Annotated in this window: 17 protein-coding genes and 1 riboswitch; of the genes, 12 read left to right on the top strand and 5 right to left on the bottom strand. The window is 33.2% G+C overall.

What is annotated here, in order from left to right; all coding sequences use genetic code 11:
- Positions 1-16: 16 nt before the first annotated feature.
- Positions 17-421 (bottom strand): heavy-metal-associated domain-containing protein, encoded by a 405-nt coding sequence (locus E9099_RS05460; protein WP_136582687.1) that lies wholly within the window; start codon positions 419-421, stop codon positions 17-19.
- Positions 422-519: 98 nt separating this feature from the next.
- Between E9099_RS05460 and E9099_RS05455 the strand changes: the two genes are divergently transcribed.
- Complete coding sequence (locus E9099_RS05455; protein WP_136582686.1) at positions 520-1,416, top strand: DMT family transporter; 897 nt, start codon at positions 520-522, stop codon at positions 1,414-1,416.
- 32 nt (positions 1,417-1,448) lie between these two features.
- On the opposite strand, the gene E9099_RS05450 is transcribed toward E9099_RS05455, so the two are convergent.
- Together E9099_RS05450 and E9099_RS05445 are read right to left on the bottom strand one after the other, a co-directional pair.
- On the bottom strand, positions 1,449-3,521 hold the full coding sequence (locus tag E9099_RS05450; protein ID WP_136582685.1) for a M16 family metallopeptidase: 2,073 nt from the start codon (positions 3,519-3,521) through the stop codon (positions 1,449-1,451).
- A gap of 19 nt (positions 3,522-3,540) precedes the next feature.
- Positions 3,541-4,875, bottom strand: a complete 1,335-nt coding sequence (locus E9099_RS05445) for a M16 family metallopeptidase (protein WP_136582684.1) — start codon at positions 4,873-4,875, stop codon at positions 3,541-3,543.
- 194 nt (positions 4,876-5,069) lie between these two features.
- On the opposite strand from E9099_RS05445, the gene E9099_RS05440 reads away from it, so the two are divergent.
- The 4 genes from E9099_RS05440 (at position 5,070) to E9099_RS05425 (ending at position 7,550) form a co-directional block, all read left to right on the top strand.
- Positions 5,070-5,561 (top strand): DUF4199 domain-containing protein, encoded by a 492-nt coding sequence (locus E9099_RS05440; RefSeq protein ID WP_136582683.1) that lies wholly within the window; start codon positions 5,070-5,072, stop codon positions 5,559-5,561.
- Positions 5,562-5,728: 167 nt separating this feature from the next.
- Positions 5,729-6,388 carry a 50S ribosomal protein L21 gene (rplU, locus tag E9099_RS05435; RefSeq protein WP_136582682.1) on the top strand — a complete coding sequence of 220 codons (660 nt, stop codon included), beginning with the start codon at positions 5,729-5,731 and terminating at the stop codon, positions 6,386-6,388.
- 42 nt (positions 6,389-6,430) lie between these two features.
- Positions 6,431-6,691, top strand: coding sequence for a 50S ribosomal protein L27 (rpmA, locus tag E9099_RS05430; RefSeq protein WP_136582681.1), 261 nt, complete (start codon positions 6,431-6,433; stop codon positions 6,689-6,691).
- A gap of 91 nt (positions 6,692-6,782) precedes the next feature.
- The gene (locus E9099_RS05425) at positions 6,783-7,550 is read left to right on the top strand and encodes a hypothetical protein (RefSeq protein WP_136582680.1); all 768 of its coding nucleotides are present in this window, start codon (positions 6,783-6,785) and stop codon (positions 7,548-7,550) included.
- Here E9099_RS05425 and E9099_RS19450 read toward each other — a convergent pair whose 3' ends face one another.
- Positions 7,551-7,811 carry a DUF1569 domain-containing protein gene (locus E9099_RS19450; protein WP_240788957.1) on the bottom strand — a complete coding sequence of 87 codons (261 nt, stop codon included), beginning with the start codon at positions 7,809-7,811 and terminating at the stop codon, positions 7,551-7,553. It abuts the gene before it with no gap.
- A gap of 498 nt (positions 7,812-8,309) precedes the next feature.
- Positions 8,310-9,626: an adenosylhomocysteinase gene (gene ahcY / locus E9099_RS05415; protein ID WP_136582679.1), complete on the bottom strand. Its 1,317-nt coding sequence runs from the start codon at positions 9,624-9,626 to the stop codon at positions 8,310-8,312.
- Between the two features lie 132 nt (positions 9,627-9,758).
- Here ahcY and E9099_RS05410 point away from each other — a divergent pair, with 132 nt between their 5' ends.
- From E9099_RS05410 to arfB, 7 genes are read left to right on the top strand one after another with little or no spacing between them, the layout of a single operon-like run.
- Positions 9,759-10,385, top strand: a complete 627-nt coding sequence (locus E9099_RS05410; protein WP_136582678.1) for a 4'-phosphopantetheinyl transferase family protein — start codon at positions 9,759-9,761, stop codon at positions 10,383-10,385.
- Positions 10,385-11,107: a geranylgeranylglyceryl/heptaprenylglyceryl phosphate synthase gene (locus E9099_RS05405; RefSeq protein WP_410523971.1), complete on the top strand. Its 723-nt coding sequence runs from the start codon at positions 10,385-10,387 to the stop codon at positions 11,105-11,107. The genes E9099_RS05410 and E9099_RS05405 overlap by 1 nt, the downstream gene beginning before the upstream one ends.
- A 2-nt stretch (positions 11,108-11,109) precedes the next feature.
- A complete protein-coding gene (locus tag E9099_RS05400; protein ID WP_136582677.1) occupies positions 11,110-11,370 on the top strand; it encodes a thiamine-binding protein in 261 nt (86 codons plus the stop codon).
- On the top strand, positions 11,354-11,986 hold the full coding sequence (pnuC, locus tag E9099_RS05395; protein WP_136582676.1) for a nicotinamide riboside transporter PnuC: 633 nt from the start codon (positions 11,354-11,356) through the stop codon (positions 11,984-11,986). The genes E9099_RS05400 and pnuC overlap by 17 nt, the downstream gene beginning before the upstream one ends.
- Positions 11,947-12,525 (top strand): AAA family ATPase, encoded by a 579-nt coding sequence (locus tag E9099_RS05390; RefSeq protein WP_136582675.1) that lies wholly within the window; start codon positions 11,947-11,949, stop codon positions 12,523-12,525. The genes pnuC and E9099_RS05390 overlap by 40 nt, the downstream gene beginning before the upstream one ends.
- Entirely contained in the window at positions 12,515-14,068 is a 1,554-nt protein-coding gene (locus E9099_RS05385) for a DUF4301 family protein (protein WP_136582674.1), read from the top strand. The genes E9099_RS05390 and E9099_RS05385 overlap by 11 nt, the downstream gene beginning before the upstream one ends.
- Position 14,069: 1 nt before the next feature.
- Positions 14,070-14,477 (top strand): alternative ribosome rescue aminoacyl-tRNA hydrolase ArfB, encoded by a 408-nt coding sequence (arfB, locus tag E9099_RS05380; protein WP_136582673.1) that lies wholly within the window; start codon positions 14,070-14,072, stop codon positions 14,475-14,477.
- A gap of 121 nt (positions 14,478-14,598) precedes the next feature.
- A riboswitch (TPP riboswitch) is annotated at positions 14,599-14,689 on the top strand.
- The last annotated feature ends 39 nt before the right edge of the window (positions 14,690-14,728 follow it).

Below are 14,728 nucleotides of genomic sequence, written 5' to 3'. Positions count from 1 at the left end.
GTATAGTGCTTAGTTGTTATTTTGCAGGTGTAAAAGCGTCTACAGTATGCATATCTTTTACTTTGTAAGTGTCGGCTACGTTTGTTACTGTAGTTTCTAAAGAGGCAGGTGTGACTATAGCTTCGTCATATTCTACCATAGCTAATTCGCGTTCAAAGTCTACAGTTGCAGATTTTACGCCTTCCATTTTAGCCATTTTCTTCTCGATAGTTTTTGCACAACCCATGGCGCAGGTCATCCCTTCAATTTTAAATTCGGCTTTAGCCAATTTAGCATTAGGGTTAATGGTTTTTTTTGCGACTACTTCTGTTTTGCTAGTTGCTGCTGGAGCAGTTTTAACTTCTGGTGTAGCATCGTTTTTACAACTAAGGGCAAAAACGCTTACTAAAGCTAGTGCTAGTATGTGTTTAAATGATTTCATTTTGTATGGTATTAATTTATAATATTATAGATACAAAACTACTAATTTATATGCTTTATTGCCTTTAAAAATCGATTTTTGTACCCTAAAACAATGCTATGCGGAGTAACAATACTAAAAAATGGGTGTATTTAGTGGTTTTGTCCTTGATATGGGGGACGTCTTTTATTTTAATTAAAAAGGCTTTGTTAGGGTTAAGTGCTTATCAATTAGGTGCTTTACGTACAGTGATGACTGGTTTGTTTTTATTTGCTGTTGGTTATAATAAGATAACAAGTATAAAGAAAGCGCATTGGAAATGGATCGCCATATCTGGTGTTTTTGGATCGTTTATTCCTGCTTTTTTCTTTGCAATTGCAGAAACAGAAATAGATAGTGCTGTTGTATCTGTCTTGAACAGTTTGGTACCTTTGAATACGGTCTTACTTGGTGCCGCGATTTTTAAAATTGCTAGTAGTACAAGGCAAGTTATCGGAGTAATTATTGGGTTTGTAGGGACATCAATTTTAATTTTGGAAGGAGCAGATTTAAACCCTGATCAAAATTATTTATATGCAGGTTTTGTAATTGCTTCTACTTTAATGTATGCGATTAATGTCAACATTATTAAGCGCTATTTACAAGACGTCAAACCATTAGCTATTGCAGTGGGTAATTATGTAGTTATTTTTATTCCTGCAGTATTGGTTTTAATTTTTACTGATTTTTTTAATATTGATAATTTTGATAATCCTGTTTTTAGTAAAGCGATAGGGTATGTTGTTATTCTTGCTTTTTTCGGGACAGCTTTGGCTAAAGTGTTATTTAATACGTTAGTACAGCTATCGACACCTGTTTTTGCATCTTCTGTAACTTATGTTATGCCAATTGTTGCTTTAACGTGGGGTTTATTGGATGGCGAAAGTTTTAGTTTGGCACAGGGTTTTGGTACGTTTATTATCTTAGTTGGGGTGTATTTAGCAAATAGGAAGACAAAAAAAATCCGAAGCAATTAAGCTTCGGATTTTTTTATTAATTGTAATAGATCTTAATTAAAATCTGCATCTGTAACTCCTTCGTTTACTTTTACGATTTTAATATTCATAGACATGGTTTGTGGCCCAGCTATGATTGTTTGAGCGTAAGGGAATTTAACACCGTTTACTTCAGAATAGTTGTCATATTTAACTGTTGTTGTTATTTTTTGACCTTGAGCTTCAGAGGTGCTTTCTTCTTGTACTAATAAGTTTGTTGCAACATCATAATAACGGTAAGAGCTATCGTCTCCTGTCATTACTTTTACTTTGTAGCTGTCTGCACCATCAATATCTACAATGCTTTCTAAGGTTACATTAGTGATGTCGTATTTAGTTTCTGGGAACATACCAAGGTCAGACTTTTTATCAGTTATTTCAGTATCTGATAATGTGGTTTTTTGACCGCCTTGTTCTCCATATCCAGTAGTTCCATTCCATTTAGACTTCATCATTACCATACCTTGCATAGCAACTTCCATGGACTCTTTATTATCTTTAGTTTTCTTTATTTCTACAGTTAATGCTGGAGCGCCTTGGACAACAAAATCACCATCCATTTTTACAGTATTTACATTGTTGATGTTGTTAACACCTCCAATTGCAGTGATATAGCTATCTAAAACAGATTTAGCAGTGACACCATCAGGGATAGGTTTTGAAAATTCTGGCTTAGCAACCGGATTAGCAAACTTGTCGTAATACTTGATAGGAATTCCTGTTTTTTCTAATCCAGAGATTACTTCACTACCTTTTCCAATAATGATTATTCTCGCGTTTTCTGGTTTGAAATATTTGTTAGCAACGCGTTGCACGTCCGCTGCTGTTACTGCATTTATTTTAGCTAAATACGTTTTGTAAAAATCACCTGGTAGTTTGTTTAACTTGATGTTTAAAGCATATCTAGCAATTGTTTGAGGGCTTTCTAGGGCTAAAACAAAATCACCAACATATTTAGCTTTTGCATTTGTTAATGCTTCTGCAGTTACAGGTTCGTTTTTAATTCTGTTAATTTCTTTTAAAGTTTCTATAACAGTACTGTCTGTAACCATGTTTCTAACAGCTGTACTAGCAGTAAATCTAGAGGCGCCATAACGTGATGTTCCTATGCCTGAGCGTGCACCATAAGTCCAACCGTTAGCTTCACGTAAATTCATGTTTAAATAACTACTAAATCCACCACCTAAAATTTTGTTTGCAATTAATACAGCGTGGTAGTCAGGGTTGTTCATTTCTAACTTAACATTGTTAGTTAAAGTAACGTTTGATTGTACCGCATTTGGCATGTCCACAAAGTCAATTTGTGTACTTGCAACATTAGGGTTAGGCGTTACTAAGTTTGTCGTAAAGTCAATCCCTTCGTCCCATTTTTTGAAATTCTTTTTTACTTGCTTTTCAACCGTTTTAAAATCTACATCACCAATAATTACTAAATAAGCATTATTAGGATTAAAGTATTTTTGGTAAAAAGCACGGACATTATCTAATGTAATATTGTTTATTGTTTCTTCTGTAATAAACTCTCCATATGGGTGTTTTGATCCATAAGATAAGGCACCTCCAACGCGACTTGCTACCGCATCAACACTTTTTTTGTCGTTTTTTAGTCCTTCTAAAACACGAGCTTTTTCTTTTTCAAATTCTTCAGCTGAAAATAAAGGGTTAATAGCAGCATCTGCCATTAGCTCTAAAATACGGTCTGAATATTTTGATAAGCCACTAGCGTAAGCGCCGTCAGAACTAAAACCAAGTCTAGCACCTAGAAAGTCGATTTCTTCGTTAAATACATCTTTAGTTATAGACGTTGTTCCGTTACCTAACATAGCGCCTAACATTGCAGATGTTCCTGCTTTGTCACCTTCTGTAATAGGTTGGTTGTCTATGGTTAAAGAGTAAGATACTCTTGGTAATTTATGGTTTTCTACGATTAGGACTTTAAGTCCATTTTTTAATTCAAATTCTCCAGGTATTTCCAGTGTAATTGCTGGAGCTGGACCTGGTTTTGGTTGTTTAGATCTGTCAATTTGGGCTGATGCCGAAATTGATATAAACAATACCGCTATTAAGGCTGTTATTTTTGTTTTCATATCTATTTAAAATTTCTTTTTAGTTTTCGTCTTGTTTAGGTAAGTACTCTAAAACAACACGTTGATTTGGGTTTAAATACTTTTTAGCAACTGCTTGAATGTCTTCTCTTGTTGCTGTTCTGTAAATATTAATTTCAGAATTTATTAAATCAATATCCTTGTATAACATATAGTTTGTCGCTAATGATACAGCGATACCTTCAACACTTGAATTTGAATTTACAAATTGATTTTCAAATTTGTTTTGAAGTTTCTCGAAATCTTTTTCAGAAATTAATTCTGTTTGAAGCTTTACAACTTCTTCGTCCATTTCTGCAAGTAAAGTTTCTAAAGAGGTTTCACCTAATGGTAATCCATAAATCGCATAAATACCATAATCTTGTTGTGGTATGATAAAAGCACCTGCTTGCAATGCCATTTTTTTGTCATCTACTAGTTTTTTGTATAGTTTAGACGATTTACCATCACTTAAATATGTCGAGATCATATTTAGAATATATGAGTCATGCTCTGCAAAACCAGGAGTTCTGTATCCTGTTATAATCGCAGGTATCTGTATGTTTGGATCGTAAAATTTAGCATCTTTAGCTTCGGTAATAGGGTCTTCTTTAGGGAAGTTTCTAACCGGTACTTCTCCACTTGGAATGTCTTTAAAATAAAGTTTAGCTAGTCGTTTAGCTTCTGTTACATCAATGTCTCCAGCAATAACTAAAGCAGCATTATTAGGTCTGTACCATTTTTTGAAATAGGCTTGAAATTCTTCTAAAGTAGAGTCGTCTAAGTCAGACATCTCACCAATATTTTTATTTTTGTAAGGGTGCTTTGAAAATAAATTATCGCTTACAGCAAATAAAAATTGTCCGTAAGGTGAGTTATCATAACGCAATCTTTTTTCTTCTTTAACAACTTCGTTTTGTGTGTCGACCCCAATTTGATCGATAACAGGATGCAGCATACGTTCTGATTCCATCCATAATCCTAATTCTAAATTGTTTGATGGAAACACTTCGTAATAATAAGTACGGTCTAAAGAGGTGTTCGCATTATTACTTCCTCCGTTAGAGGCTACTATTTTAAACCACTCACCGCGATCAATATTTTGTGTGCCTTCAAATAAAAGGTGCTCGAAAAAGTGAGCAAATCCGGTTCTTAGTCCTGTCTCAGGAGTACCTCCTAAATCTTTACCTCCAACGTCATACATTACGCCTACAGTTACTACTGGTGCGGAATTGTCTTGATGTAAGATAACGTGTAAACCGTTATCTAAATCAAACTCTTCGTATTTAACTTCTTGTGCGGTAGCGGAAAAACCGGCTAAAAGCAAAGCAGCTAATGAGAATAAACTTTTTTTCATGTTTTGATTATTTAATTTATCAGTTTAAGTATTAGTATACCGTTGCAAGGTTTTGTTACAACAGTTATTACAAAAATAGCAATAGAAACTAGTTTTTGATGGCTAAAGTGCTAAAAATTAACATCAAATTATAAAAACTTTGTTTTGTTTTTACGAAATTTAAAAGGATTATTAACCAATAAAATTTAGATAATATGAAAAATGTTACACTTCCAATACGTTTTGGAATAGTTATAAGTGCTTTTTTGATAGCTTACTTTTTATTTTTAGCATTGTTTAATCTCCACACCAACGCTATTTTTAGTTTAGGTAATGGGTTGATTACTGCTTTTGGTATTTATGAAGTTATTAAATATTACAAATTAAAAGTTGGTAGGCAATTTACATACGGTAATGGTTTTAAGCAGGGGGTAATTGCTGGATTTGTTGCGACTTTTATTTTTACCGCTTTTTTTCTGTTGTACGCCACCGAAGTTAATCCTTTGTTTTTAGCACAGTTATTAGAGGTTTTTGAAGGACAATATAATGTAGGTGCAGGAATGGTTAGTTTTGTAGTTGCAATAATGGGCTTTAGCACAACGGTTGTGCTGACTTTAACGTTTATGCAATTGTTTAAAGATAGCCGAAACACGCCCAATGCTGAAGGAAAAAGAGATGGAGAAATTATCTTAAAGAAGGTGGCTTAAGTCATTAATATTATGCGTTTTATTACGTTGAATGTTTTATGGATAAAAAATATTGCTAGTAAGTACACAAAACGTTTGTATATTAATTAATTAGAAGTATATTTGCATCCGTTTTCTCAGGAAAATGAGATTATTTTATATAAATTAATTAATAAAAACGTTACGCTATGTACGCAATTGTAGAGATAGCAGGGCATCAATTTAAAGTTGAAAAAGACCAAAAAGTTTTTGTTAACCGTTTAGCAACAGAAGAAGGAGAAGCAGTGTCTTTTGACAATGTCCTTTTAATTGCAGATGGTTCTAACATAACTGTAGGCGCCCCAGCTATAGGCGGAGCACAAGTAAGTGCAAAAGTCTTAAAGCACCTTCAAGGTGATAAAGTTATTGTTTTCAAGAAGAAAAGAAGAAAAGGTTACCGTAAGAAAAACGGACACAGACAAGCCTTAACTGAAATTATTATTGAAAATATAGTAGCTTCAGGAGCTAAGCCAGCAGCGAAAGCTGAGAAAGCTGCTCCGAAAAAAGAAAGTAAAAAAGTAGAAGCTAAAGCTGCACCTAAGAAGGCTGCTAAAGCAACTGGAAAAGCTGACGACTTGAAAAAAGTTGAAGGTATTGGACCAAAAATCGCTGAAACATTAGTGGAAGCAGGAATCGCTACTTTTGCTGAATTAGCTAAAACTGATGCAGCTAAAATTTCTGAAATCATCGCAGGTGTACGTGGTAATCACGTAACTGACACATGGCCAGCACAAGCTCAATTAGCAGCTGATGGTAAGTGGGATGAGTTGAAAAAATGGCAAGACGAATTAGATGGTGGTAAAGCGTAATTGCTAAATCACTTTAAGTATAACAATTAAAAACTTAAGATCATGGCTCACAAAAAAGGGGTTGGTAGTTCGAAGAATGGTAGAGAATCCGAATCAAAACGTTTAGGCGTTAAGATTTTTGGAGGACAAGCTGCTATGGCTGGAAACATTATCATAAGACAACGTGGTAATACGCATCACCCAGGTGAAAACGTATACCAAGGAAAAGATCATACTTTACATGCTAGAGTAGATGGTTTAGTAAAATTTACAAAGAAAAGAGACGATAAGTCTTATGTTTCTATTGAGCCTTTTTTAGCTTAATAATTTTATTTCCTATAAATTATAAAAACCCTTTCCTTTTGGAGAGGGTTTTTTGTTTGTAATAAAACTAATTGTTTTTCGTTATGTTATCATGAAAAACCTACTGCTATTCTTAATTGTTCTTCCTTTTTTATGTTACTCTAAAATAGAACAAACCCCTAAAACTATTCATGTGTTTGTAGCGCTTTGCGATAATGCTAATCAAGGTATTGTTCCTGTTCCGGCTAAATTAGGAAATGGGCAAGATGCCAGAAATAATTTGTATTGGGGAGCAATGTATGGTGTTAAGGCTTACTTTAAGAAGAGTCAGGATTGGGAAGTATTAACTACTGTGGTAAATCCAACAGACCTTATTGTAGAACGGGTATTGTTTAAGCATAAAACAACAAATACCTATTTGTTGGCGGATGCCTATAACGGAAAGTATATACAACAGGCAACTATTAATTTTTTAGAATCTAATGCAGGTAATAATAGTTTGAAAATAAGCAGTAATCAAACAGAGTTATGCTTTGGAGGTGATGCTGATTTGTTAGCCTATGTTGGTCATGATGGTTTAATGGAGTTTGATGTAGAAGGTGATTTTGAAGGTAAAGACACAAGTACAAAGGATACTATCATTTTAGCTTGTGTAAGTAAAACCTATTTTAAAGCGTACCTAAAATTGACCAAAGCTAATCCATTAGTTTGGACTACTGGTTTAATGGCGCCTGAGGCCTATACTTTAAAATCGAGTATCGATGGATGGATTTTAAATGAATCGGATTTACAGATCAGAGAACGTGCAGCACAAGCATATCATAAGTATCAGAAATGTGGTATCCGTGGAGCAAGAAAATTATTAGTAACGGGATATTGACTACTTATTTACAATATCATTTATAATCTTTATATGATGGTTGGTGTGCATTACAAGAAAACGAGAGACTCTTTTTTTGTTAATATGACCAAATAGTGGGTGTTTAAAAAAAGCGTTCTTATCTAGACTTGCAATAGTACTAACATTAGTTTTTGCGAGTTGCATTTGCGAAATTATAGCTTCTTTAGTAATTACTTCTGGTGGTTTAACATGTTCTGGCGCTTTAGCTTTTCCTCTTGGAAAGAAGCCGAGTGCAAACAATAGCTTTCCTAAAAGACTAAAATCGCTTTTATATAAACTGGGGTCAGATTTTTGAAGCGCAATACAAACATTATTAATAACCTTTAGGCTATGGTCTATATGCCAAGCGACATTGCTTTTTGATACTTTTGGATTAGAAATAGTATGGTTTTTAATAGCTAACTATAATTTGTCTAGTGTCTTATTTACAGTGTGTAAACTCATAAAAATTGTATTTAAAGCGTTGAAGATAAATATTTATAATTTATAACGTAGCTGTTTCTTGTGATAGGATTCTTTTCGTTTCTACTTCTGCGATAACGATTGATGCGGCATCCTTTTTTATTTTTCTTAAAAAAGATATAGCGGAAAGCGTGGTTGGTTTTTGCTTTTTTTGCGAAAAACAAATTGCCAAAAAAAGTAAAAATCCCAAACATTGCTGCTTGGGATTTTTAGTACTATAAGTTTTAATTAATAAAATTACATGTGGCTAAAAAGCGCTATGCAATAGTATTGTAATTAGTAACGGTAATGTTCTGGCTTGTATGGTCCTTCAACCTTTACACCAATATAATCAGCTTGGTATTCTGCAAGTTCTGTTAACTCAACACCAATTTTTTCTAAATGTAATTTTGCCACTTTTTCATCTAAATATTTTGGTAACATGTATACGTCATTTTTGTATGCTGCGCTGTTTTTCCAAAGTTCGATTTGTGCTAACGTTTGGTTAGTAAATGAGTTACTCATTACAAAACTAGGGTGTCCTGTTGCACAACCTAAGTTTACTAAACGTCCTTCTGCTAAAAGAATAATATCTTTTCCGTCAATGGTGTATTTGTCAACTTGAGGCTTGATAGTATCTTTTGTATTACCATGCTTTTCGTTTAACCAACCGACTTGGATTTCGTTATCAAAGTGACCGATGTTACAAACGATTACTTTGTCTTTCATTGCTTCAAAATGCTCTGCACGTACAATGTCTTTGTTTCCTGTAGTAGTAATTACAATATCACTATTACCAACAACAGTTTCCAGTTTTTTTACTTCAAAACCGTCCATTGCAGCTTGTAAAGCACAAATTGGGTCAATTTCTGTTACGGTTACAATACTACCAGCACCTTTAAAAGAGGCAGCAGTACCTTTACCAACATCACCATAACCACAAACAGTAACACGTTTACCTGCTAACATAATATCTGTAGCACGACGTATAGCATCTACAGCAGATTCTTTACATCCGTATTTGTTGTCAAATTTAGATTTAGTTACAGAGTCGTTTACGTTAATAGCTGGCATTGTTAATGTACCATTTTTAACACGCTCGTATAATCTATGTACTCCAGTTGTAGTTTCTTCAGATAATCCTTTGATTCCTGCAGATAATTCTGGGTATTTGTCTAATACCATGTTAGTCAAATCTCCACCATCATCTAAAATCATATTTAATGGCTTACGATCTTCACCAAAAAATAAGGTTTGTTCAATACACCAGTCAAATTCTTCTTCAGTCATATCTTTCCAAGCGTACACAGCAGTTCCTGCATCTGCGATAGCAGCAGCAGCTTGATCTTGTGTAGAGAAAATGTTACAAGAACTCCAAGTCACTTCTGCTCCTAAAGCTTGTAATGTTTCAATTAAAACAGCAGTTTGTATCGTCATGTGTAAACATCCAGCAATACGTGCTCCTTTTAAAGGCTGCTCGTTTTTATACTCTTCACGTAAACTCATTAAACCTGGCATCTCTGCTTCAGCTAAAATAATTTCTTTTCTTCCCCAAGCCGCAAGCGACATGTCCTTTACCTTATTAGGTACGTAAGCAACGTTTTTTGTACTCATATTATTTATCTCTTTTTTTTATAAATGAAACACCTTTGGGAATTAGTAGTTAAAATGGTTAAATTCGCTTAACAAAAACTGATAATTCGCCTCAGGCGATGCAAAGATAACTAATAGATTTTAGAATATTAAATGCCTCTATATAAAACCATTACTCCTAATTCACAAACTACTGTTAAAATCTGGAAGATTGACGAGTCTTACGATCATTTAATCAAGGGTTTAGATTTAAAACCAGAGAGCTTAACTCGTGTTTTAGGTATGAAAAGCGAGCTACACCAACGCGGATTTTTAAGCGTACGTCACTTATTAAAAGCATTTGGCTATAGCGATCAAGATTTGTTTTACGATGCGAATGGTAAGCCGCATTTAAAAGATGGAAAACAGATCTCTATTACCCATAGTTTTACGTTTTCTGGTGTCATTATAAGTGATAATGAAGTGGGTATAGATATAGAGCGTCAGCGTGATAAAATTGCTGTTATCGCAAAGAAGTTTGTGGATTATGAGTTTGCTTATCTAGACAAATATGCTTCAGACTATATTAGTAGGCTAACTGTTATATGGGGAATTAAAGAATCCTTGTACAAATTATTTGCAACTCCAGGGATGTTATTTAGAGAACATTTTTTAGTGATTCCATTTACGATGAAGGATACTCAGACTGTATGTTGGATAGATTATGAAGGATTAAAGAAAAGATACACTGCAAACTATTTGGAGTTTGAAGGGTTTACATGTGCTTATGTTATAGAATAATGACGGTTTACAACGACATACTTTCCGCGAAAGCGACAAAAAAAAAACTATTAGCAATTTTAATAGATCCTGATAAGTTTGATCTTAATTTAATATCGCAATTTGCCAATAAAATTGAAGAGTCTATAATTACGCATATTTTTGTAGGCGGAAGTACGGTGGAAGTAGAGGTGACGCAAAAATTAGTATCAGCTTTAAAACCATTAACAAAATTACCAATAGTATTATTCCCCGGAGATGTGACACAAATTTCAAAAGATGCCGACGCTATTTTATTTTTGTCATTAATTTCTGGACGTAATCCAAAGTATTTGATAGAAAAGCAAATTGAGGCAGTATCCGTTTTGAAAAACACAAATTTAGAGGTGATTCCAACGGGGTATATTTTAATTGAAAACGGAAGAGAAACAGCTGTTCAAAGAGTCACCAACACGTTGCCAATACCAACAGCATTGCAGAGTTTAGTGGCAGATACAGCAAAAGCTGGGGAGTTATTGGGTAAAAAGTTGATTTATTTGGAAGCGGGAAGCGGTGCTTTGTATCCAGTCCCTTTGCAAATGATTAAATTTGTGAAACAAGATCTAGTCATTCCGTTAATTGTTGGTGGTGGTATAAGAAGTAAGCAGCAGTTAGATGATGCTTATAAAGCAGGAGCAGACCTTGTTGTAATTGGTACGGCTTTTGAAAAAAACATTGATTTTTTTAACGAATTAAAACTATAATTATGAATATTTCAGTAGACTTAACTTTGTCTCCTTTAAGTGACGATTTTGAGCAACACGTCATTGATTTTATTAAAGCTTTAAGAGCGTCACAATTTACGGTTTTAGAAAACCCGTTAAGTACACAGATATTTGGTGAGTTTGATCAACTAATGCCTTTTCTAAATGAGAAAATTAAGGCGTCTTTTGAAAATCAAGACATTTGTGTGCTAACAATGAAGGTTATTAAAACGGACAGAAGCACGTATGAGCCACATTTTTAATTTCTTTTTTGAGCAATATTTCGAGTATGACACTGTAGATATTATTCTAGAAATTATCGCAGTCATTTTTGGATTTTTATCTGTTTGGTATTCTAAAGAGAATAAAATTTGGGTATTTCCAACAGGTATGATTAGTACCATTATTTTTGTCTATCTTTTGCTAAAATGGGGATTGTTAGGTGATATGATGATAAATGCCTATTATTTTATTATGAGTGTTTATGGTTGGTATATTTGGACAAGGCAAGTAGATAAAAGTGATGTTACACCAATAGCTAGAACAACACAAAAAGAAAAAAAAGCGAGTGTTGTTATATTTATAGGGACGTTGTTTTTTGTATATTTTGTTTACCAATGGTTTGATAAATGGACTAGTTGGGTGGCTTACGCGGACACCATTACAACTGCTATCTTTTTTGTTGGTATGTGGTTAATGGCGAGACGTAAGATCGAAAATTGGATTTTTTGGATAATCGGTGATATTATCTCAGTGCCTTTGTATTTTTATAAAGGGTTTACATTTACATCTTTCCAATATTTAGGGTTTACAATAATTGCCATTTATGGATATTTAGCATGGAAAAAACACTTACGCAACAACCTGCAAATTGTATAAAAATAGTATTGTTTGGACCTGAATCTACAGGGAAAACAACATTGTCAAAACAATTAGCATTACATTATCATTCGGTTTGGGTGCCAGAATACGCAAGAGATTATCTTCAAAATAAATGGGATAATGAACGGGGAATTTGCGAGCCTAAGGATTTATTACCCATAGCTAGAGGGCAAATGGCATTGGAAAACAAGTGGGCTAAAAAAACAGATTCTGTGTTGATTTGTGATACAGATTTATTGGAATATAAAGTCTATTCTGAAGTTTATTATTCTGGCATGTGTGATCCTTTACTTGAAAAATATGCATTAGAAAACATCTATGACTTATACTTTTTAACGTATATTGATACACCATGGGAAGCGGATGACCTTCGCGATAAGCCAGAAGAACGAGAAACTATGTTTAAGGCATTTGAATCAGCGTTGATAAAATATAAAAAACCATATGTTTTATTAAAAGGTGATAAAAAGTCAAGATTGCAATTAGCAATCAAACATATAGATTTATTATTAGCAAAATATAACGATGCAGTTTAACCAAACAGACACGGATTTTATTAATCAAAAAGGATTAACGCTTAAAAAAGTAGAGCAACAGTTAGAGCTATTAAAAACAGGGTTGCCTTTTATTAATTTAGAAAGAGCAGCAACTATTAATGACGGAATTTTTCAATTTTCTTATGAAAGAGCATCAGAATTAATTACCAGTTATGACTCTAAAAAAGAGGAGTTGGATATTGTCAAATTTGTACCCGCGTCCGGAGCAGCGACTAGAATGTTTAAATTTTTATTTGAATTTTTGAATGCTTATAACCCCAAAAAACAAAGTATAAATGCCTATATTAATAAAAATAAGGCGTCAGAATTATCTCTGTTTTTTATAGGTTTAGAGAAGTTGCCATTTTATAAACTAGTAATTCAATATCTAGAAGAGAATAGTAAGATTGATAACAAATCTAGTAACGATCAGAAGTTATTTGCTTTTATAGAGGCTGTTTTGGGGGAGGATCAGTTAGGTTTTAGTGATTTTCCTAAAGGATTACTGCCGTTTCATAGGTATAAGAATCATTTAGCAAGTGCTTTTGAAGAGCATTTATTTGAAGCAGCCTTGTATGCTGAAACGAAAAGTAAGGCTGTACTTCATTTTACGATTTCTGACAAACATAAAGTTGAATTTGACGAAGAGTTTAAACGAATACAGAAAATCGTAGAGCAAAAAACAAATACAATATTTGATATTTCATTTTCATATCAAAAGGAGTCAACGGATACTATTGCTGTAACATATAAGAATGAGATTGTAAGAGAAGATAATGGTCAATTATATTTTAGACCATCAGGGCATGGTGCTTTACTTGAGAATTTAAACGCGCTTGATGGCGATATAATTTTTATAAAAAACATTGATAACGTTGTTGTTTATGAATATGAAATAGAAGTTGCAAAGTCAAAAAAAATGCTTGCTGGTCTACTAATAGAAATAAAAGAAGAAGCTTTTAAATATGCTAAAAATTTAGATAAAAAAGTGTTATTGGATACTGACATAGTTGAAATAGCAGAGTTTTTAATTACTAAAATGAATGTGGTCATCTCTCCAGAGTTTGAAAAATATTCTAAACAATATCAAATCGAGTATTTAAAAAGTAAGTTAGATAGACCAATTCGTATTTGTGGAATGGTACAAAACGAAGGTGAACCTGGAGGTGGTCCTTTTTGGGTGAAAGATGAAGGCGCAAATCTATCGCTACAGATTGTAGAGTCTGCACAGATAAATAAAAAATCTAAAATTCAGAAAAATATACTTAAAAAGGCAACACATTTTAATCCTGTTGATTTAGTATGCAGTATTAAAAATTATAAAGGAGAGGTTTATGATTTACAGAAGTTTGTAGATCCGCAAACGGCTTTTATTACTATGAAAACAAAAGTAGATAAAGAAATTAAAGCTTTGGAATTACCAGGACTTTGGAATGGTAGTATGTCTAATTGGAATACTATTTTTGTTGAGGTGCCATTAGTTACTTTTAATCCTGTTAAAACAGTCAATGATTTATTAAAATCAACACACCAAGTCTCTTAAAATGTTAAATAAATTAGCTTTAGAAAAAGAATTTAAGTTAAAAGGTATTAGAAGTTCTGGCAGTGGTGGTCAACATGTAAACAAGGTCGCTACAAAAATAGAACTAAGTTTTGCTGTAATGGCGTCTTTAGGATTAAGTGATGATCAAAAAGAATTAATTCAAGTAAAACTGGCAAATAGGTTAACTAAGGACTTTGTTTTAATATTACAGTGTGGAGAAAGCAGAAGTCAACTTAAAAATAAAAGTATTGCAATTAAACGCGCATTTTCTATTTTAGAAGGAGCTTTAAAAGTTCAGGCTAAGCGAAAACCAACTAAGATTCCAAGAGCAGTCATAAGAAAACGCTTAAAAAATAAGAAGTTTAATGCAGAGCGTAAGTTAAATCGTAGAAAACCAAACTTTGATTAACTTAATTTTAGTTGTGGGTAATCGGTTTTTTGCAATATTAAATTATTTGATGTTTTATTATATTAAAAAAATATCAAAGACATATTTCATAAATCAAAAATTCTAATCTACCTTTGTACCGTTCTCAAAAAAGGGGTGCCTATATCGGCTGAGATCATACCCATTGAACCTAGAACAGGTAATGCTGTTTAGGAATTTGAAACACATTTATTGTGTTCTTGTAGTGTGCTAAGTAAATCTAAGTATAATAC

The organism is Psychroserpens sp. NJDZ02 (assembly GCF_004843725.1).
Classification (GTDB): domain Bacteria; phylum Bacteroidota; class Bacteroidia; order Flavobacteriales; family Flavobacteriaceae; genus Olleya.
The sequence above is the reverse complement of the archived record's forward strand: the minus strand, read 5'-3'. Positions and strand labels throughout refer to the sequence as shown.